The organism is Mesorhizobium sp. WSM3859 (genome assembly GCF_002295065.1).
Lineage (GTDB): Bacteria > Pseudomonadota > Alphaproteobacteria > Rhizobiales > Rhizobiaceae > Mesorhizobium.
The window spans coordinates 144,109-163,295 of sequence record NZ_NSGG01000012.1; the positions used below are offsets into that span (position 1 = coordinate 144,109).

Sequence of the window (19,187 nt, forward strand, 5' to 3'; positions counted from 1 at the left end):
CCATGCTGAACAGACGCAAATTCCTGACGACCACGGCAGCCGTCGGCGCCGCCGGTTTCGCCGCGCTGCATCTTGCGCCCGCCTTGGCGCAGGACGCGCCGCAGATCCAGATTTTCGTTCCGGCGGCGCCCGGTGGCGGCTGGGACCAGACAGCGCGCACGATCGATCAGGTGCTGCGCTCCGAGAAGCTCATCTCCGGCTCGCAGATCACCAATGTCGGCGGCGCCGGTGGCACGGTCGGCCTGCCGCAATTCGTCAATCAGTGGAAGGGCAAGGGCAATTCGTTGATGGTCGCCGGCATGGTCATGGTCGGCGCCATCATCGCCAACAAGGCAGCCAACAATCTTACCGAGGTGACACCGATCGCCCGCCTTACGGGTGAGTTCGAGGCGCTGGTGGTGCCGGCGGAATCGCCGTTCAAGACGGCCGCCGATTTCGTTGCCGCGCTGAAAGCCGATCCGACCAAGGTTCCGGTCGCCGGCGGCTCGGCAGGCGGTTCCGACCACATCCTGTTCGGCCTGATCGCCAAGACGGCTGGCGTGCCCGCCGCGAACCTTTCCTATGTGCCGTTCGCCGGCGGCGGCGAGGCACTGTCGGCGCTGCTCGGCAACCAGGTCGCGGCCGGCATTTCCGGCTACGGCGAATTCTCCGAGCAGATCAAGGCAGGCGCGCTCCGGCTGCTCGCCATCTCGGCCGACAAGCGCCAGGACGGCATCGATGCGCCGACGCTGAAGGAGGCCGGTTTCGATGTCGAACTGTTCAACTGGCGCGGCGTCTTCGCGCCGCCCGGCGTGTCCGACGACGACAAGGCGGCGATGATCAAGCTGATCGAGACCATGGCCAAAAGCGACGCCTGGGCGACAGAGTGCAAGAACCGCAACTGGACGCCGATCCTGCTCACCGGCGACGACTACGCCAAGTTCGTCACCGAGGACACCGCCCGCATCGGCGCCATTTTGAAGGATCTCGGTCTCGCCTGAGGTCTCCACCGGCTCACGGAGGCGGTACCGCCTCCGTGACAGCATGCAAGCAGGAAATGGACTGCGGCGATGCCGGCAGCCGCGTGCCGGCCATCCGGGGAGGAGATCATGAGCACCAGCGACCATCAGGCGTCACCGCCGCGTCTTGCCTTACCTGAATTGCTGATCGGCGTCGGGCTTCTCGCCTGCGCCGGCGCCGTGGCCTGGCAGACGCTGGCGATCCCGGTCTCGCCGCTCTACTCCAAGGTCGGCCCGACGGTCTTCCCCTATATCACCATGGCCGGGATGATCTTGCTGTCGCTGCTGCTCATTCTCGCCGCCATGCGCGGCGGCTGGCAGCCTGACGAAGAGAAGGAAACGCCGACCGATTGGAAGGCGATGGGCCTGGTGGCGGCGGGTCTCGTCGCCAACCTCGTGCTTATCCAGCCGCTCGGCTTCACCGCGGCCTCGGTCATCATGTTCGTTCTGGTTTGTTTCGGCTTCGGCAGCCGGCACCCGCTGCGTGACGCGCTGCTCGGCCTGGTGCTGGCGCTTGCCGCCTATTTCGGCTTCGCCAAGGCGCTCGGCGTCAACATCGGCGCCGGCTTGATCGAGAATCAGCTCAACGCGCTGATCGGCGCCATGCTCGGCGGCAAGGGGGGCTGAGATCATGGACACGCTCAGCCATCTCGCGCACGGGTTCGCTGTCGCCTTCACGCCGACCAACCTGTTGTGGTGCCTGGTCGGCACGACGCTCGGAACGGCCATCGGCGTGCTGCCCGGGCTCGGGCCGGCGCTGACCATCGCGCTGTTGTTGCCGATCACCTACCAGGTGGCGCCGGAAGCCTCGTTCATCTTGTTTGCCGGCATCTACTACGGCGCCATGTATGGCGGCTCGACAACGTCGATCCTGCTCAACACGCCTGGCGAAAGCGCCACGATCGTCACCGCGCTCGAGGGCAACCGCATGGCGCGTTCGGGGCGCGGAGGTGCTGCGCTCGCCACCTCGGCGATCGGCTCCTTCGTCGCCGGCACGCTTGGCACGCTGGGCGTCGCCTTCCTGGCCCCGACCGTGGTCAAATACGCGCTGAAGTTCGGGCCGGCCGAATATTTCTCGCTGATGGTGCTGGCCTTCATCACCGTCTCGGCGGTGCTCGGTTCGTCGTCGGTGCGAGGACTGACCAGCCTGTTCCTCGGCTTTGTCGTCGGCATGATCGGCGTCGATCTGCAGACCGGACAGCCGCGCTTCACGTTCGGCACGGCTGAATTGCTCGACGGTGTCGACGTCATCATCGTCGCGGTCGGCCTTTTCGCGGTCGGCGAGACGCTCTACATGGCCTCGCGCCGCTATGCCGGCAAGGACGAGATCGTGCCGCTGAAAGGTTCGCTCTACATGACGGCGGCCGAATGGGCGCGCTCGTGGAAGCCTTGGCTCAGGGGGGCCGCGATCGGCTTCCCGATCGGTGCCATGCCGGCCGGCGGCGCCGAGATCCCGACCTTCCTGTCCTATGCGATCGAGAAGAAGCTTTCCAGGCACAAGGAGGAGTTCGGCACTGTCGGCGCCATCGAAGGCGTCGCGGGGCCGGAAGCCGCCAACAACGCGTCCGCCGCCGGCGTGCTGGTGCCGATGCTGACCCTCGGCCTGCCGACCTCGGCGACCGCGGCGATCATGCTGTCGGCCTTCCAGAGCTACGGCATCAATCCGGGGCCGCTGCTTTTGACGACGCAGGCCAATCTGGTCTGGGGCCTCATCGCCAGCCTGTTCATCGCCAACGTCATCCTGGTCGTCCTCAACCTGCCGCTGATCGGCCTTTGGGTGCGGCTCCTGAAGATCCCAGCACCGCAGCTTTATGCCGGCATCCTGGTGTTCGCCACCGTCGGCACCTACGGCATCTCGCAGTCGCCGATCGACCTCGCGATCCTCTATCTCTTGGGCGCGGCAGGGTTTCTGATGCGGCGCTTCGACTTCCCGACCGCGCCGGTCATCATCGGCATGATCCTAGGACCGCTCGCCGAAACGCAGTTCCGCCGCGCGATGACGATAGAAAACGGCGACTGGACGGTGTTCTTCCGGCATCCGCTGTCGCTGACGCTTTTGACGCTCGCCTTCATCGGCCTTGTCGGGCCGCATATCTGGGCCTGGATCGAGCACCGGCGCAGGCGCGGGCCGGAGCATGTGCCGGGCGATGCCTGACCGGGTTGGAGCATCATGACAGACCTGCTTTCCGGCATCCGCGTCCTCGACCTCACAAATGTGCTGGCGGGTCCCTACTGCGCCTATCAGCTGGCGCTGCTCGGCGCCGACGTCATAAAGGTCGAGGCGCCGCCGGGCGGGGATCTGGCGCGCCAGCTCGGCGCCTCGCCTGACCTCAACCAGGCCGGTATGGGGGCCTCGTTCCTGGCGCAGAACGCCGGCAAACGATCGGTCGTGCTCGACATGAAGAAGCCCAACGATCGCGAGCGTTTCCTCGACCTGGTGGCGACGGCCGACGCACTGGTCGAGAATTTCCGGCCGGGGGTGATGGAACGCCTCGGCCTCGGCCATGAGAAGCTGAAGGAGATCCGGCCGAGCCTGGTCTATTGCGCCATATCTGGCTTCGGCCAGACTGGGCCGATGCGCGGCAATCCGGCCTATGACCAGATCATCCAGGGCCTGTCGGGGATCATGAGCATCACCGGCACGCCGGAAACGGCGCCGCTGCGCGTCGGTTATCCAGTCGCCGACACGCTGGGCGGGCTGGTCGGCGCCTTCGCCATCGCCGCGGCGCTGGTGAAGCAGAAGACAAAAGGCGAGGGCGCCTTTCTCGACGTCTCGATGCTCGAATGCACGCTGTCGGCGCTGGGCTGGCCGGTGTCGAACTACCTGACGGCCGGGGTCGAGCCACAGCCGATGGGCAATGAGAACATGACGGCCGCACCTTCCGGCGCGTTCCGCACCGGCGAGGGGTTGCTCAACATTGCGGCCAACAAGCAGGAGCAGTTCGTGACCCTTTGCGGGTTGATCGGGCGGCCGGAGCTGGCGTCGGATACACGCTTTGCCGAGCGCGAGACGCGCAAGCAGAACCGGGCGGCGCTGAAGGTGCTGATCGAGGACGCGCTTGGCAGCGCTTCGGCGGCGGCGTGGGAAGAGAAACTCAACCGCGCCGGCGTGCCGGCAGGGCGGGTGCTGACGATCCCGCAGGTGCTCGAGGAGCCTCAGGTCACCGAGCGCGGCATGGCGACCTCGTTCGAAGGCGTGTCCGGCATGGATCGGCCGCTGACGGTGGTGCGCGGCGGCTTCATGGTCGACGGCGTGGCGCCCACGCCAACGGCACCGCCGCCGCGCCTTGGCGAGCATATGGACGAGGTGTTCGCCGCCTTGCCCGGGCGCGGCACGTCGAGGGCACGGGCATGAGCGATGAGAAGAAGACCGGCCGCGAGCGCGCGGAGGAATGGTGGCAGACGTCCATCATGGAGATGCGGCCGGGCCTCATCCGGCTGCGCGGCTACGAGATCCAGGATCTGATCGGCCGCGTCAGCTTCCCGGCGATGATCTGGCTGATGCTGCGCGGCGAATTGCCGAGCGAAGACCAGGCGGCACTCCTCGGCATTGCGCTGGGTGCGGCCGTCGACCACGGTCCGCAGGCCCCGTCGATCGCGATCGCCCGCATGGCCGCCACTTGCGGCGTCGGCATCAACAACGCGATGGCGTCGGCCATCAACGTGCTTGGCGACGTGCATGGGGGCGCCGGCGAGCAGGCGCTTTCCTTCTATGGCGATATCGCCGCGGCGATGGATGGCGGCACGCCTCTTGCCCAGGCAGTAAAGACGCGGCTCGATCGTTTCTTCGCCGAGGAGAAAGGCTATGTGCCAGGGCTTGGCCACCGCTTCCATCCGGTCGATCCGCGCGCGCCGCGCCTCATCGAGCTGACGCGGGAATTCGCCGCGCGCGGCGTGGTCGGTGGGCGTTTTGCCGACATTGCCGGGGCAATCGAGGCGGAGGTCGCCGCGCGCAAGGGCAAGACGATCCCGCTCAACATCGACGGCGCGACGGCCGTCATCTATGGCGAGCTCGGATTCCCCCCGGCGCTGACGCGCGGCCTTTTCGTTTTGTCGCGGTCGGTCGGCATTCTGGCGCATGCATGGGAACAGTCGCAACAAAGCGACCGCAACAAGGGGCCGCTGCCCCGGGAATGGCTGTGGGCCTATACCGGCGCACCGGCACGGCCTTTCCCGAACGACACGGAATAGAGTGGCTATCTATGCCGGGGAAGTTCGAGAAATGGTCAAATCCCGGAGCAGCGTCGAAAGCTCAGGCTCGTCGATGAGCAGGGCAGCGTCTGCCGGCGGCAGCCATGCGCGTTGCCGGTTCGCGGCTTCCCGCCAATCGGCAAGTTCCTCGGTGACTTGGAGGAGATAGACCGAAACGTCCACCCGAATGAAGCCATCGGTCATGCGTTTCCAATAGGAATAGGTACCGGCGGGCTGCTTCAGGGCCTTGCCGAGAACACCGGCCTCTTCCTGGGCTTCGATCGTTGCCGCCCTGCGTCCGGATTTGCCCTTCATCGGCCAACCCTTGGGCACGATGAAGCGCCGCGTGGCGCGCGAGGTGACGAGCAGCACTTCGAGGCCACCGTCTTCCCGCAACCGAAACGGAATGGCCGCCACCTGGCGGATCCGTTGCCCTTTCTTGGCTCGGCGAACTGCTTTCTTCTTGGTTGTTGCCATCCCAAATTCCGGTGAGAGCAGCATCCCTGCCATACGCTATCGGCGCCGGCAAAACCTGTCCCCTGCAAACCCTAGAGCGTCTCACCGTTTCGTGGAAACGGCGAACCGCTCTATTTCTCTGTCTTGACGCAATTCCTTACGGAAAACCGTGTCACACTTTTCCTGGAATTGCTCTAAAACCACCGCCCTTGCAATCTGGTATTTTGCCGGTAAGTAAGTCGGCTAATAAACTGAAAAAAACAAAATGTCAGCGGCAAACTCGCGAAATCGTGTTGCCGACCGCTTCCATTCGACATGTCTGATCATATACCGGCACGTTGGGCTGAGGCTGGCGCGCGGTCGGCCGGTCGAGCTCACGATAGATTTGTTGCTGCTGCTGGTATTGCTGCCGCTGCAATTGGTTCTGCAACTGCTGCAGTTGGTTCTGCTGCACCAATGCGTTGCGGTTCGTCGGGATGACGACCTGGGCCGACACGCCGGAAGCCATGCCCACCAGGCCGGTGGCCGCCAGGGCAGCTGAAATCAGAAACGTCGACAGGTAGCGGGACGACATGGCTTCTTTGTCCGCATGAAAAACAGAACCTCGATCTAATATAGGGTGTTCGACCGGCGGTGCCATGGTCAGCTGATCGATTGTCATGCCAAAGAAAACCCGGCCCGTGCCCCAGCATTGCACTTGACGGCGGCGACGGCTGGCGGCTCTAACAGCGGCTCCGCCCGTCCGCGCGACTGGCCGGTTGGCAAAGAGGGATTCGATGAAAATCAGGTATAAGTTCGCCATAGCGATGCTGGCCGTCGCGAGTATCGTCGGTCTGCCGGCATTTGCGGCGCAGAACAAGGGCGACAAGGTTGCCGCTCAGCCCGCCGACGCGGCGGCCAAGCCGCAGTTGCCGGGCGGCGCCTCGGCGCTGTCGGAAACGCATGGCGACTGGACGGTCAATTGCCAGGTCACCGGCACCAACAAGGTCTGCAGCCTGTCGCATCAGCAGTTCAACAAGCAAAGCGGCCAGCGGCTGCTGGCGATCGAATTGACGACCAAGACCGGTCAGGACGCCGCGGGCACGCTGGCGCTGCCCTTCGGACTTGCGCTGGCCAACGGCGTCGCGCTCGAAATCGACGACAAGAAGCTCGACGGCGCGCTGCAGTTCAACACCTGCCAGGCGGTGGGTTGCCTGGTGCCGGTGACGTTCGATGCCGATACCACGCCGCTGCTGCAGAACGCCACCATGCTGAAGATCAACGCCACAGCGGCGGACACCTTGCAGCCGATCTCCTTCACCATCTCGCTCAACGGTTTTGGAAGCGCGCTTGCACGGACGGCGGATTTGTCGGCGGATTAGTTCGTTTTAGGCCGGCCGGCTGAATGCTTCGTCATCTCAGGGTCTCCGCGACGGAGCTTCGCTCCTGCTTCGCCCTGGGATGACGACCTTGAGATGCTTCGGCCAACCACCACGGCTTGCCTCAGCTACTCCACCTCGCGCAGACGATAGCCGACGCCCGTCTCGGTGATGATGTAGCGCGGCTGGTCCGGCGTCTTCTCGATCTTCTGCCGCAGCTGGCGGACATAGACCCTCAGATATTGCACGTCGGTCGAGTCGTTCCAGATCTGCTTCATCAGGAACTGATGCGTCAGCACCTTGCCTGCATATTGCACGAGCATGCGCAGGATGTCGTATTCCTTGGGCGACAGTTTCACTTCCTTGCCCTCAACCTTGACGATGCGCTTCACCAGGTCGACGGAGAGATCGCCGGTGTGGAACACCGGCTTCTCGCCCTGTTGCTGGAACTTGTGGCGCAGCGCCACGCGGATACGGGCGACCAGCTCGTTCATGCCAAAGGGCTTTGTCACATAGTCGTCGGCGCCGAGCTCGAGCGCCGAGACGATGCCGGCCTCGTCGGTGCGGCTGGAGAGGATCACGACCGGAATGTCGAGCCCGTCGCCGCGCCACTTGCCGAGCAGCTCCAGGCCGGTCATGCCGGGCAGGCCGAGATCGAGCAGGATCAGATCCGGCCGTTCGGTCTGCATGAGTTCGATCGCCGCCTTGGCATTCGGCGCCTCGGAGACCGTATAGCCCTGGCTGCCCAAGCCGACGCGCAGCAATTTGCGGATCGGCGGCTCGTCGTCGACGACCAAAATGGAAACGGTCTGATTTGTCATGCCGCATCATCCGTAAGGGGTGCGCCGAGCGCCGGCAAGTCAGCCGGCACGGGCATGCGGATGGTGAATATCGCACCCGGACGGTCGGTGCGGTTGGCCGCCGCGATCGTGCCGCCCATCGCCTCGATGAAGCCGCGGCTGATCGACAGGCCGAGACCGGTGCCGGCACGCACCTGGTCGCGTTTGCGCACGCGGTAGAAGGTGTCGAATATCCGCTCCAGGTCGCCCGGCGGGATGCCCGGCCCCTCATCCATCACCTGCAGGATGATGGCGCCGTTGTCGACCCAGGCCTGCAGCCGGATGATCGAGCCGGGCGACGCGTATTTGGCGGCATTGTCGAGGAGGTTGAATAGTGCCTGCTCGAACAGCACGGGATCGAGCCTCAGCATCGGCAGGTCGGCCGGAATGTCGGTCTCTATTGTGTGCTCGGCGGTGATCGTCTGCGCCCGGTTCAGAGCCGAGCCGACGACATCGCCGACATAATGGAGCGCGTAATTCGGCTCCATCGCGCCCGACTCGATCCTGGTCATGTCGAGGAGATTGGCGATGAAGCGGTTCAGCCGCTCCGACTCGCTGACGACCGTCGACAAAAGCTCCGCGCGATCCTTTTCCGGCAGCGCCGGCGCGAATTCCTTCAGCGTGCCGGCCGCGCCCATGATCGCGGCGAGCGGCGTCTTCAGATCGTGAGAGATGGAGGTGAGCAGCGCCGAGCGCAACCGGTCCGCTTCAGCCGCGAGCCTGGCGCGGTCGACATCGTCGACGAGTTGGACGCGCTCGATGGCCACCGCTGCCTGGTCGGCCAGGGCGTCGAGCAGGCGCTGCTGCTCAGGCGTCAGCAGCGGTCCCTGCTTGTCGTTGTCGAGGCCGACCACGCCGATCGCGGTCCGCCCCGTCCGCAAGGGCAGATAGAGACGCTTTGCGCCGGGCAAGGTGTCGGCGCCGCGGCCGGCGGCGCGGTTGTGCTCCCAGGCCCAGCGGGCGGCCGCGATGTCGGCCTCGGCCAATGTATCGTCGGGCGGATAGCCGGCCTTGACGGTGATGGTGCCGTTTTCCGGCAGAAGCAGCACGACACGGACTTTCAGCATCGAGGCGATCTGGAAGGCGGTGGCCCACAGCACGTCGTCGAGCGTGCCGGCGCCGGCGAGCTTCTTGGAAAAGGAATAGATGTCCTCGGTGGCGCGCGCCCGCGAGCGCGCGGCGGCGGCCTGGCGCTGCACGCGCGCCGTCAGATTGCTGGCGATCACGGCGACGACGACGAAGACGACGAAGGCTACGATGCTTTCCGGATCCCGGATCGTCAGCGTGTAGCGCGGCTCGAGGAAGAAGAAGTTGAAGGCAAGCGCGCTCACGAAGCAGGCATAGAGCGCCGGCCAGAGCCCGAAGGTCACAGCCGCGGTCAGCACCGCCAGAAGCAGGACGCTGGCGAGATTGCGGACATCCAGGAACTGGTCGAGGATCGAGCTGACGGCCAGCGCGCCGACGACATAGACGGTCGAGATCAGATAGGGCCAGATCTGGAAAGGCTTCTGCTCGGGCGCTGCCTTGACGCGTACCGGCGGGGCGTCGCCATCGCGCTCAGCGCCCGAGATGACGTGGACGCTGATGTCGCCGGCATTGCGGATCAGGTCATAGGTGAGCGAGCCCTCGATCAGCTCGCGCCAGCGCGAGCGCGTCGGCCTGCCGATGACGATATGGGTAAAATTGTTCGTCGTCGCGTGGCGCACGATGTCCTGGGCGACGTTCTGGCCGGGAATGGTGGTGATCTCGGCGCCGAGCTGCTCGGCGAGGCGCAGGTTCCTGGCCAGGCGGTCCTTGTCTTCCTCGGACATGCCGGCCAAACGCGGCGTGTCGATGTGAAGCGCCGTCCAGGGCGCGCGCAGCCGGTCGGCGAGCCGGCGCGCATAGCGGATGCGGGCCGCGCCGCCAGGCTGCGAATCGACGCAGACGAGCACCCGTTCGCCAGCCGCCCAGGGACCGGGAATGGCGTGTGACTGCATGTGGTTGAGCAGCTGTTCGTCAACGCGCTGGGCGGTGCGGCGCAGCGCCAGCTCGCGCAGCGCCGTCAGATTACCCGGCGAGAAATAATTCTCGATGGCGCGCTGCGCGGTGTTGGGGAAATAGACCTTGCCGTCCTGCAGCCGCTTGATGAGATCGTCAGGCGTGAGGTCGATGATCTCGATGTCGTCGGCCTCGTCAATGATGGAATCGGGAACCGTCTCGCGCACCCTGACGCGCGTGATCTGGGCGACGACGTCATTCAGGCTCTCGACATGCTGGATGTTCAGCGTGGTGTACACGTCGATGCCTTGCGCCAGGATCTCCTGCACGTCGAGATAGCGCTTTGGATGCCGGCTGCCTGGCGCGTTGGTGTGGGCAAGCTCGTCGACCAGGACCAAAGCGGGGCGCCGCTTCAGGATGGCGTCGATGTCCATCTCGTCCAAGGTCTGGCCGCGATAGTCGACCAGGCGGCGCGCGATCACCTCATAGCCGTCGACCAGCGCCTGGGTTTCCTTGCGGCCATGCGTCTCGACGATGCCGATCACGACATCGACGCCGTCGGCGCGGCGGGCGCGGCCCGCCATCAGCATCTCGTAGGTCTTGCCGACGCCGGGTGCCGCGCCGAGAAATATGCGCAGGCGGCCGCGGCCCTCGCGCTCGGCATGCTCCAGCAGCGCGTCGGGGGAGGGGCGGTTCTCGGAGTCGGTCCTGTCGTCGGGCATCAGTCCAATCATGGATTGCGCCGGGGACCGTGTCGATCCCCGGCGCGCGTGGATCACTTCAGCTCGTCCAGTGCCAGGTTCAGCGCAAGCACATTGACCACCGGCTCGCCCAGGACGCCAAGCTCGCGAGCTTCGACATGGCCGTCGACGAGCGCCTTAAGCTTGGCCTCGTCGACGCCGCGCGCCTTGGCGACGCGCGGCACCTGGAAATAGGCGGCCTCGGGGCTGATGTCGGGATCGAGGCCGCTGCCGGAGGTGGTGACGAGGTCCATCGGCACCGGCGCGTTCGGGTTCTCGGCCTTCAGCTTCTCGGCGTCGCCCTTGATGCGTTCGATCAGCCTCGGATTGGTCGGGCCGAGATTCGAGCCGCTGGAGGACGTCGCATTGTAGCCGTCGCCGGCGGCCGACGGCCGGCCGTGGAAATAGCGTTCGCCGACAAAGGCCTGGCCGATCAGGCTGGAGCCGATGACCTTTCCGTCCTTCTCGATCAGGCTGCCGTTGGCCCGGCTCGGAAACAGCGCCTGGGCGATGCCGGTCATGCCGATCGGATAGATCAGGCCGGTCAGCACCGTGAAGAAGACGATCATGACAAAAGCGGGTCTGAGTTGCTTGAACATCGGGATAAATCCTTATGCGAGGCCGAGGGCCGTGACGATCAGGTCGATCGCCTTGATGCCGACGAAGGGCACGATGATGCCGCCCAGGCCGTAGACGAGCAGGTTGCGGGTGAGCAGCGAGCCGGCGCCGATGGCACGATATTTCACGCCTTTCAGCGACAGCGGGATCAGCGCGATGATGATCAGCGCGTTGAAGATGATGGCCGACAGGATGGCGCTCTGCGGCGTCGCCAGATGCATGATGTTGAGCGCCTGCAGCGGTCCGGTGGACTGGCCGGGCGCGACATAGAAGACCGCGAACATCGCCGGGATTATGGCGAAGTACTTGGCCACGTCGTTGGCGATCGAGAAGGTCGTCAGCGAGCCGCGCGTCATCAACAGCGCCTTGCCGATCTCGACGATCTCGATCAGCTTGGTCGGGTCGCTGTCGAGGTCGACCATGTTGCCGGCCTCGCGCGCGGCGACCGTGCCGGTGTTCATGGCGACGCCGACATCGGCCTGGGCGAGCGCCGGCGCGTCGTTGGTGCCGTCGCCGCACATGGCAACCAGCTTGCCCTTGGCCTGCTCCTCGCGGATCAGCGACAGCTTGTTCTCAGGCGTCGCCTGGGCAAGGAAGTCGTCAACGCCGGCTTCAGCGGCGATCGCCGCTGCAGTCAGGGGGTTGTCGCCGGTGATCATCACCGTGCGGATGCCCATCTTGCGCAGCTCGGCGAAACGCTCGGCTATGCCGCCCTTGACGATGTCCTTGAGGTGGACGACGCCGAGCAGGCGTCCGTCCCGCTCGACCGCCAGCGGCGTGCCGCCGGCCTTGGCGATCTCGTCGGCAACGGCCTGGAGATCGCGGATGGTGTCGCTTGTCGGGCGTGTGCCGTGGGCTGCGACGGTCGCCTGGTTGACATGGGCGAGCACCGCATCGACGGCGCCCTTGCGCACCGACGAGCCGTCGATGTCGACGCCGCTCATGCGGGTCTGCGCGGTGAAGGGCACGAAAGCCGCGTGCAGGGTCGCCATGTCGCGGGCGCGGATGCCGTATTTCTCCTTGGCCAGCACGACGATCGAGCGGCCTTCCGGCGTCTCGTCGGCGAGCGAGGCCAGCTGGGCGGCATCGGCCAGCTCCTGTTCGGTGACACCCTTGACCGGACGGAACTCGGTCGCCTGGCGGTTGCCGAGCGTGATGGTGCCGGTCTTGTCGAGGAGCAGCGTGTCGACATCGCCTGCGGCCTCGACGGCGCGGCCGGACATGGCAAGCACGTTGAAGCGCACGAGGCGGTCCATGCCGGCGATGCCGATGGCCGACAGCAGCGCGCCGATCGTGGTCGGGATCAACGTCACGAACAGGGCAACCAGGATTGTCACCGGAATATAGCCGCCCGAGTAGGAGGCGAAGCTCGGGATGGTCGCGGTCGCCAGCACGAAGATCAGCGTCATGCCGACCAGCAGGATGTTGAGCGCGATCTCGTTCGGGGTCTTCTGGCGCTCGGCGCCCTCGACCAGCGAGATCATGCGGTCGAGAAAGGTATGGCCGGACGCGGCGGAGATGCGCACACGGATCCAGTCGGAAAGCACCTGGGTGCCGCCGGTGACGGCGGAGCGGTCGCCGCCGGATTCGCGGATGACGGGCGCAGATTCGCCGGTGATCGCTGCCTCGTTGACGGAGGCCACGCCTTCGATCACCTCGCCGTCGGACGGGATTATGTCGCCGGCCTCGACCAACACGACATCGCCGACCTTCAGGCTGGTGCCAGGCACCAGCTTGAACTTGGCGCGGTCGCCATTGGTGAGCAGCTTGGCCTGGGTCTCGGTGCGCGCCTTGCGCAGCGAGTCGGCCTGCGCCTTGCCGCGGCCTTCGGCGACGGCCTCGGCGAAATTGGCGAACAGCACCGTGAACCACAGCCAGATGATGATCTGCAGGGTGAAGCCGAGATCGCCGCCGCCGGAGATGAGATCCCGGATGAAAAGCACGGTGGTGAGCAACGAGACAATGGCGACGACAAACATCACCGGATTCTTGATCAGCGTGCGCGGGTTCAGCTTGCGGAAGGCGCCGCCGATGGCGGGCACAAGGATGCGGGCATCGACAATGCTCGCGGATTTGGACTGGCTCATTTCGAGGCTCCAGTATCGGTTATGTTGGACGGCGCCGGGTGTTCGGTCTTCGGGAGGAGGTGCGGAAGGCCGACGGCCAGCAGCCACAGCACGAACAGCACAGCCGCCATGCCGAGAAAGGTTGAAAGGGTGGGGAAAGGACGAGGCTTCTCGTCCCTTCCGTTGTCGGGCGATCCGTCACCAGGCTGGTGAGGATCGTTCCGAAGGATGTCGTTGAAGCGGAGCATGGCCATCTCAGAAAGTCTGTCCATGGATCATCGCCAGGTGTTCGACGATCGGACCGACGGCGAGCGACGGAAAGAAGGTGAGGCCGCCGACGATGATGATGACGCCGACCAGCAGGCCGACGAACAGCGTGCCGTCGGTCGGGAAGGTGCCCGCCGAAGCAGGCACGGTCTTCTTCGCCGCCAGCGAGCCGGCAATCGCCAGAGCCGGGATGATGACCAGGAAGCGGCCCATCAGCATGCCGATGGCCATGGTCAGGTTGTACCAAGGCGTATTGCCGGTGAGGCCGCCGAAGGCCGAGCCGTTGTTGGCGGCCGCCGAGGTATAGGCATAGAGCACTTCGGTGAAGCCATGCGGGCCGCCATTGGCGATCGAGGCGACGGCGCTCGGCAGGACCACGGCGATGGCCGTGAAGATCAGCATGGCCAGTGGCAGGCACAGGATGGCGAGCATCGCCATCTTGACCTCCCTGGCCTCGATCTTCTTGCCGAGATATTCCGGCGTGCGGCCGACCATCAGGCCGGCAACGAAAACGGCGATGACGACAAACATCAGAATGCCGTAGAAACCGGCGCCGACGCCGCCGACGATGACTTCGCCAAGTTGCATGTTGATGAGCGGGATCATGCCCCCGAGCGCGGTGAAGCTATCGTGCATGGCGTTGACGGCGCCGCAGGAGGCAGCCGTGGTGATAACCGCGAACAGTGCCGAGGCGGCAATGCCGAAGCGGGTCTCCTTGCCTTCCATGTTGCCGCCGTCGATGCCGAGCGCATGGACCAGCGGGTTGCCCGCGGCCTCGGCCCAGTAGCAGACGATGACGCCGATTATGAACAGCGCCCCCATCGAGGCGAGGATCGCCCAGCCCTGGCGCTGATTGCCGACCATGCGGCCGAAGACGTTGGTGAGGCCGGCGCCGAGCGCGAAGATCGTCAGCATCTGGATCATGTTCGAGATCGCATCCGGATTCTCGAACGGATGCGCGGCATTGGCGTTGAAGAAGCCGCCGCCATTGGTGCCGAGCATCTTGATGGCGATCTGCGAGGCGACCGGGCCGAGCGCGATGGTCTGCTTGGCGCCTTCCAGCGTGGTGGCGTCGACATAAGGTCCAAGCGTCTGCGGAATGCCGAGCCAGACATAGACCAGCGTCAGCACGATGCACATCGGCAGGAGCACGTAGAGCGTGCAGCGGGTCAGATCGACCCAGAAATTGCCGATCGACTTGCCCGAAGCACGAGCGAAGCCGCGGATCAGCGCGATAGCGATGGCGATGCCGGTGGCGGCCGAGACGAAATTCTGGACGGTGAGGCCCGCCATCTGCACGAGATAGGACATCGTGCTTTCGCCGCCGTAGTTCTGCCAGTTGGTGTTGGTGACGAAGCTCGCGGCGGTGTTGAAGGCGAGCTGCGGGTCGACCGCGCTCATGCCTGCCGGATTGTAGGGCAGCACACCCTGCAGCCGCTGCAGCGCATAGAGAACGAGAAGGCCCACAAGGTTGAAGAGCAGCATGGCCGTCGCATAGACGGCCCAATGCTGTTCTTCCTTCTCGCTTGTCCCGGAGAGACGGTAGAGGCCGCGCTCGATCGGGACGAGCACGGGCGAGAGCAAGGTGCGGTCGCCATTGAAGACGCGGTGCATGTAGAAGCCAAGCGGCTTAACGAGCGCGACGAGAATGGCGCAGTAGATAAGGATCTGTATCCAGCCGTAGATTGTCATTGGGATGGCTTTCCGTGCCTGGCGCCGGAGCGTTCTAAAAACGCTCGGGGCGGATGAGGGCGTAGGTGAGGTAGGCGAGCAGGAACAGGGTCACCGCGCCGCCAAGGATGTAATCAAGAAGCATGATAGCGCCCTTCCGCTCAGATTCTGTCGCAGGCTTTGACGTAGGCTAAAGACAGGGCAAAGAACAAAATCCCGATCCCGAGAACTATAAGGTCCATGGCAGGTCTTCCTTGTTTGCATTTGTATTTTCGGTCCGCGTCGGCAGGCACGAAACTGCACGCGCGCGCACGCCACCTTGGCAGCAACGGCGACAATGCGTCTTTTCAAATGGAAATATGGACCCGATCGCCATAAAGGTTCGAGACGGGGCGGATCGGCAAGATATAGGAATTTTATAGGAATTTGGCCTGACTATTCAGCCGTGAACCTGTCGCCAAGGTGAGCTGTCCGCAGGTGCTCTTTCCCTGAGGCGGCGACTCACCACCGGAAAGTCTGTCGCTTTGGGCCCCACCGCCGCCGACGGGGTCTTCGACGCCTGGTTCAGACATCAGAAAATAGAAACGGTCGACCTCAATGCCCTCGCTCGATAGCATGCAAAACTGTTCGCGATGTCCTCGCACACCTCTTCGCGATGAGGGCCACGCGCCGGCTTTCGAATTGAAGCAAGGGAAGGACAAAAATGCTCGGCATCGCACCATCGCAACAGGCGGCAAGCTGGCTCGGCTCATTCGGCCGGGCGCTTGAGGCCGGCGACATCGAGGCAGCGACCGGCCTTTTCGCGGAGGATTGCTACTGGCGCGATCTTTTGACCTTCACATGGAACATCAAGACCATGGAGGGGCAGGCCGCGATCCGCGAGATGCTGAAGGCAACGCTGTCGCTGGCGCGGCCGTCGCATTGGCACCTGACCGGAAAGCCAAGCGTCGACGACGGCACCGTCGAGGCATGGTTCAGCTTCGAGACGGCGGTGGCGCGGGGCGAGGGGATCCTGCGGCTCAAGGAGGGTCGCTGCCGCACGCTGTTCACGGCTATGAGCGAGCTCAAGGGTTTCGAGGAGCGGAAGGGCCCGGCACGGCCGCTCGGCATTCGCCACAAGGCGGACCCGAAGCGCGAGACCTGGGCGGAAGCACGGGCGCGCGAGGCGCGCGATCTCGGCGTGCACGAGCAGCCCTATTGCCTGGTGATCGGCGGCGGGCAGGGCGGCATCATGCTGGGCGCCCGGCTGCGGCAGCTCGGCGTGCCCGCACTCATCATCGAGAAGAATGCGCGCGCCGGCGATTCCTGGCGCAACCGCTACCGCTCGCTCGTGCTGCACGATCCGGTCTGGTACGACCATCTGCCTTACATTCCGTTCCCGGAAAACTGGCCGGTCTTCACGCCCAAGGACAAGATGGGCGACTGGCTGGAGATGTACACGCGCGTCATGGAGCTGAACTATTGGGTGGCCACCAAATGCATCAGCGCCGCCTATGACGAGGCCGAAAAGGTCTGGACCGTGGTGGTCGACCGCGTCGGCCAGCGCGTCACGCTGAAGCCGAAGCACATCGTCTTCGCCACCGGCGCCTATGGCCCGCCGCGGCAGATCGAATTGCCGGGAGCGGACAGCTTCAAGGGCGAGCTCCTGCATTCCAGCCAGTATTCCACCGGCGAGAAATTCCGCGGCAAGCGCGTCGCGGTGATCGGCGCCGCAAGCTCAGGCCACGATGTCAGTGTCGACCTCTGGGAAGCGGGTGCCAGGGTGACCATGGTCCAGCGTTCGCCGACGACTGTGGTGAAGTCCGATACGCTGATGGAGGTCGGCTTCGAGATCTTTTCCGAGAAGGCGCTGGCGCGCGGCATCACCACCGACAAGGCCGACATGATTGTCGCCTCGACGCCCTTTGCCTTGGTGCCGAAGGGGCAGCGCGCGCTCTACGACGTCATCCGGGCGCGCGACGCGGATTTCTACAAGCGTCTCAGCGACAGCGGCTTTGCCATCGATTTCGGCGAGGACGAGACCGGGCTGCTGATGAAGGCCTATCGGACAGGCTCCGGCTTCTACATCGATGTCGGCGCCTGCGAGTTGATCCTGAACGGCGAGATCAAGGTGAAGAGCGGCGTCGGCATCACGTCGCTGACGCCGAGCGGCATCCTGTTCGAGGACGGCAGCGAATTGGAAGTCGATGCGATCGTCTGCTGCACCGGCTACCAGTCGATGAACGAGACGGTGGCGGGGATCGTCTCGCGCGAGGTCGCCGACAAGGTCGGCCCGTGCTGGGGCCTTGGCTCCGGCGTCAAGGGCGATCCGGGTCCCTGGCAGGGCGAATTGCGCAACATGTGGAAGCCGACGGCGCAGGAAGCGCTGTGGTTCCATGGCGGCAATCTGGCGCTGTCGAGGTTCTACTCGAAATATGTGGCGCTGCAGCTCAAGGCGCGCATGGAAGGGATTGCGACGCCGGTCTATGGCGAGCCGAGTAATGCAGGGCGGTGACGTTCGATCTCCCCCCTCGAGGGGGAGATGCCGGCAGGCAGAGGGGGGTCGTCGCACCGGCCTCTCACCGCTTGCGTTCCTCGCCCCCGCCTTTGTGTTTGTGCTGGAGACAAGGTGAACGGGTGTTCGGGGACATCGTGGACGCTTTTGTTCATCACGAACTGCTGGGTTGTTTTTGTTGTTCGGCCTGTGGACCCTGTGGGCAACGCTCAGCGTTGTCCACAAGTCCACAGGTCTCGCTTGCGCCCTGACGTAGGTTCAGGGTGGCAATTCGATGCGAGCAGTAGTGCACGCTGAAGACACCATCCTCAACGGTCGGGCGAAGCGCCACCAGCTCGCCGCGGAATGCCTTGCCGAGTCGCCAGGGTCGGTTCCTGAAGCTGATGAAGCCATCACTGTCGACCTTGCGAACCTGGTCGCCCGGTGCGTACTCGATCGCGGGCAGGACGTCGGGAAAGCTGCGCGGGCTCGGCCGGTAGCGCTCGGCCGGCGTGGCCATGTCGAGTGCTTCGTGTGGTCGTTCGTAGTTATAGCGCGGGCACCATCGATCGAAGGCTCGCTGGCACTCGGCGAGATCTCCGAAGCTTCGCCCATTGATCACCTCGGCCTTGAGTGTGCGATGGAAGCGTTCTTCCTTGCCTTGGGTCTGCGGATGGCGCGGCCGACCGTGCAGCACGCGGATGCCGAGCCGCAACAGCCAGAAGCTGAAGCCGGTGTAAGGCTCACCGCCGGAATCGCTCCACGGCGAGCCGCCGTCCATCAGCATCGCCAGCGGCAAGCCATAGCGGCGAAAGGTAATCTCCAGCTCCCGGCGTACCGTCCGGCCCTGCTCGTCGCCGCAGGCGGACAGCACCAGGTTGAAGCGCGAGTGATCGTCGAGCGTGGTGAGCGGATGGCAGCGCCCGCCATGGATGGCGAAGTGACCCTTGAAGTCCATCTGCCACAGCTCGTTGGGAGCCTCCCGCTCGAAGCGCTGCCATGGTCCCGGATGTTGCGCTGCTGTCGACTCCGTCAGCCGATCATGACGACGCAGGATCGCGGTGATCGTGCTCGCCGCCGGGATGTCGAGCTCACCATGTCTCTTCATCGCCTGTCTGATCTTGCGACCGCCCCAGACGTCGTTGCTCTCGTCGCGTACCTGCAACACCCTTGCCTCAATTGCCGAAGCGGTGCGTTGCGGGCTCAAGTGCGGGCGACGCGATCGTTCGACCAATCCAGCCGGCCCTTCCGACCGGTATCGCTCGAGCCACTTATAGCCGGTCGTCGGACTGATCCCGAACCGTCGACAAAGTTCACGCACATTCGCCCCCTCTCGCGAGGCAAACTCCACGAACTCTCGCTTCTGATCCATCATGGACACCTCGTAAAACGGCATTCCATCCCTCCCGATCCAAGGATCGGGAAGTGTCCACGATGTCTCCGAACGCCTGTCCACCATCTCCCCAGTCTGTACACAGAGGCGGGGGAGAGGTGTCCGCGAAGCGGACGGAGAGGGGGCCTCGTAGGGCG

General features: G+C 64.8%; 17 protein-coding genes. 7 read left to right on the forward strand and 10 right to left on the reverse strand.

Going from position 1 to position 19,187, the window contains the following annotated elements:
- Positions 1-2 precede the first annotated feature (2 nt).
- From CK230_RS23425 to CK230_RS23445, 5 genes are all read left to right on the forward strand, one after another.
- Positions 3-980: a tripartite tricarboxylate transporter substrate-binding protein gene (locus tag CK230_RS23425; protein WP_095819503.1), complete on the forward strand. Its 978-nt coding sequence runs from the start codon at positions 3-5 to the stop codon at positions 978-980.
- A 108-nt stretch (positions 981-1,088) separates the two neighbouring features.
- A complete protein-coding gene (locus CK230_RS23430; protein ID WP_095819504.1) occupies positions 1,089-1,625 on the forward strand; it encodes a tripartite tricarboxylate transporter TctB family protein in 537 nt (178 codons plus the stop codon).
- A gap of 4 nt (positions 1,626-1,629) precedes the next feature.
- On the forward strand, positions 1,630-3,153 hold the full coding sequence (locus CK230_RS23435; protein ID WP_095819505.1) for a tripartite tricarboxylate transporter permease: 1,524 nt from the start codon (positions 1,630-1,632) through the stop codon (positions 3,151-3,153).
- Between the two features lie 15 nt (positions 3,154-3,168).
- The gene (locus tag CK230_RS23440; protein ID WP_095819506.1) at positions 3,169-4,353 is read left to right on the forward strand and encodes a CoA transferase; all 1,185 of its coding nucleotides are present in this window, start codon (positions 3,169-3,171) and stop codon (positions 4,351-4,353) included.
- Positions 4,350-5,189 carry a citryl-CoA lyase gene (locus CK230_RS23445; RefSeq protein WP_095819507.1) on the forward strand — a complete coding sequence of 280 codons (840 nt, stop codon included), beginning with the start codon at positions 4,350-4,352 and terminating at the stop codon, positions 5,187-5,189. The genes CK230_RS23440 and CK230_RS23445 overlap by 4 nt, the downstream gene beginning before the upstream one ends.
- A 9-nt stretch (positions 5,190-5,198) precedes the next feature.
- Here CK230_RS23445 and CK230_RS23450 read toward each other — a convergent pair whose 3' ends face one another.
- Both CK230_RS23450 and CK230_RS23455 read right to left on the reverse strand, forming a co-directional pair.
- Positions 5,199-5,666 (reverse strand): NUDIX hydrolase, encoded by a 468-nt coding sequence (locus tag CK230_RS23450; protein WP_095819508.1) that lies wholly within the window; start codon positions 5,664-5,666, stop codon positions 5,199-5,201.
- 247 nt (positions 5,667-5,913) lie between these two features.
- Positions 5,914-6,306 carry a hypothetical protein gene (locus CK230_RS23455; protein WP_245430028.1) on the reverse strand — a complete coding sequence of 131 codons (393 nt, stop codon included), beginning with the start codon at positions 6,304-6,306 and terminating at the stop codon, positions 5,914-5,916.
- Between the two features lie 115 nt (positions 6,307-6,421).
- On the opposite strand from CK230_RS23455, the gene CK230_RS23460 reads away from it, so the two are divergent.
- Positions 6,422-7,006 carry an invasion associated locus B family protein gene (locus tag CK230_RS23460; RefSeq protein ID WP_095819509.1) on the forward strand — a complete coding sequence of 195 codons (585 nt, stop codon included), beginning with the start codon at positions 6,422-6,424 and terminating at the stop codon, positions 7,004-7,006.
- Positions 7,007-7,131: 125 nt separating this feature from the next.
- On the opposite strand, the gene CK230_RS23465 is transcribed toward CK230_RS23460, so the two are convergent.
- Genes CK230_RS23465 through CK230_RS23495 form a run of 7 tightly spaced genes read right to left on the reverse strand, consistent with a single transcriptional unit; the run spans position 7,132 to position 15,329 of the window.
- Positions 7,132-7,824: a response regulator transcription factor gene (locus CK230_RS23465; protein WP_095819510.1), complete on the reverse strand. Its 693-nt coding sequence runs from the start codon at positions 7,822-7,824 to the stop codon at positions 7,132-7,134.
- A complete protein-coding gene (locus CK230_RS23470) occupies positions 7,821-10,544 on the reverse strand; it encodes a sensor histidine kinase KdpD (protein WP_095819572.1) in 2,724 nt (907 codons plus the stop codon). Before CK230_RS23470 ends, CK230_RS23465 begins: the two co-directional genes overlap by 4 nt.
- A 53-nt stretch (positions 10,545-10,597) precedes the next feature.
- Positions 10,598-11,161, reverse strand: a complete 564-nt coding sequence (gene kdpC / locus CK230_RS23475) for a potassium-transporting ATPase subunit KdpC (protein ID WP_095819511.1) — start codon at positions 11,159-11,161, stop codon at positions 10,598-10,600.
- A 12-nt stretch (positions 11,162-11,173) separates the two neighbouring features.
- A complete protein-coding gene (gene kdpB / locus CK230_RS23480) occupies positions 11,174-13,267 on the reverse strand; it encodes a potassium-transporting ATPase subunit KdpB (protein ID WP_095819512.1) in 2,094 nt (697 codons plus the stop codon).
- Entirely contained in the window at positions 13,264-13,518 is a 255-nt protein-coding gene (locus CK230_RS23485; RefSeq protein WP_245430029.1) for a hypothetical protein, read from the reverse strand. The genes kdpB and CK230_RS23485 overlap by 4 nt, the downstream gene beginning before the upstream one ends.
- Positions 13,502-15,205, reverse strand: coding sequence for a potassium-transporting ATPase subunit KdpA (gene kdpA, locus CK230_RS23490; protein WP_095819513.1), 1,704 nt, complete (start codon positions 15,203-15,205; stop codon positions 13,502-13,504). The genes CK230_RS23485 and kdpA overlap by 17 nt, the downstream gene beginning before the upstream one ends.
- A gap of 34 nt (positions 15,206-15,239) precedes the next feature.
- Positions 15,240-15,329, reverse strand: a complete 90-nt coding sequence (locus CK230_RS23495) for a K(+)-transporting ATPase subunit F (protein WP_040990279.1) — start codon at positions 15,327-15,329, stop codon at positions 15,240-15,242.
- Between the two features lie 558 nt (positions 15,330-15,887).
- On the opposite strand from CK230_RS23495, the gene CK230_RS23500 reads away from it, so the two are divergent.
- Positions 15,888-17,678 carry an NAD(P)/FAD-dependent oxidoreductase gene (locus CK230_RS23500; protein WP_095819514.1) on the forward strand — a complete coding sequence of 597 codons (1,791 nt, stop codon included), beginning with the start codon at positions 15,888-15,890 and terminating at the stop codon, positions 17,676-17,678.
- 154 nt (positions 17,679-17,832) lie between these two features.
- Here CK230_RS23500 and CK230_RS23505 read toward each other — a convergent pair whose 3' ends face one another.
- Positions 17,833-19,053 (reverse strand): IS481 family transposase, encoded by a 1,221-nt coding sequence (locus CK230_RS23505; RefSeq protein ID WP_245430030.1) that lies wholly within the window; start codon positions 19,051-19,053, stop codon positions 17,833-17,835.
- Positions 19,054-19,187 lie beyond the last annotated feature (134 nt).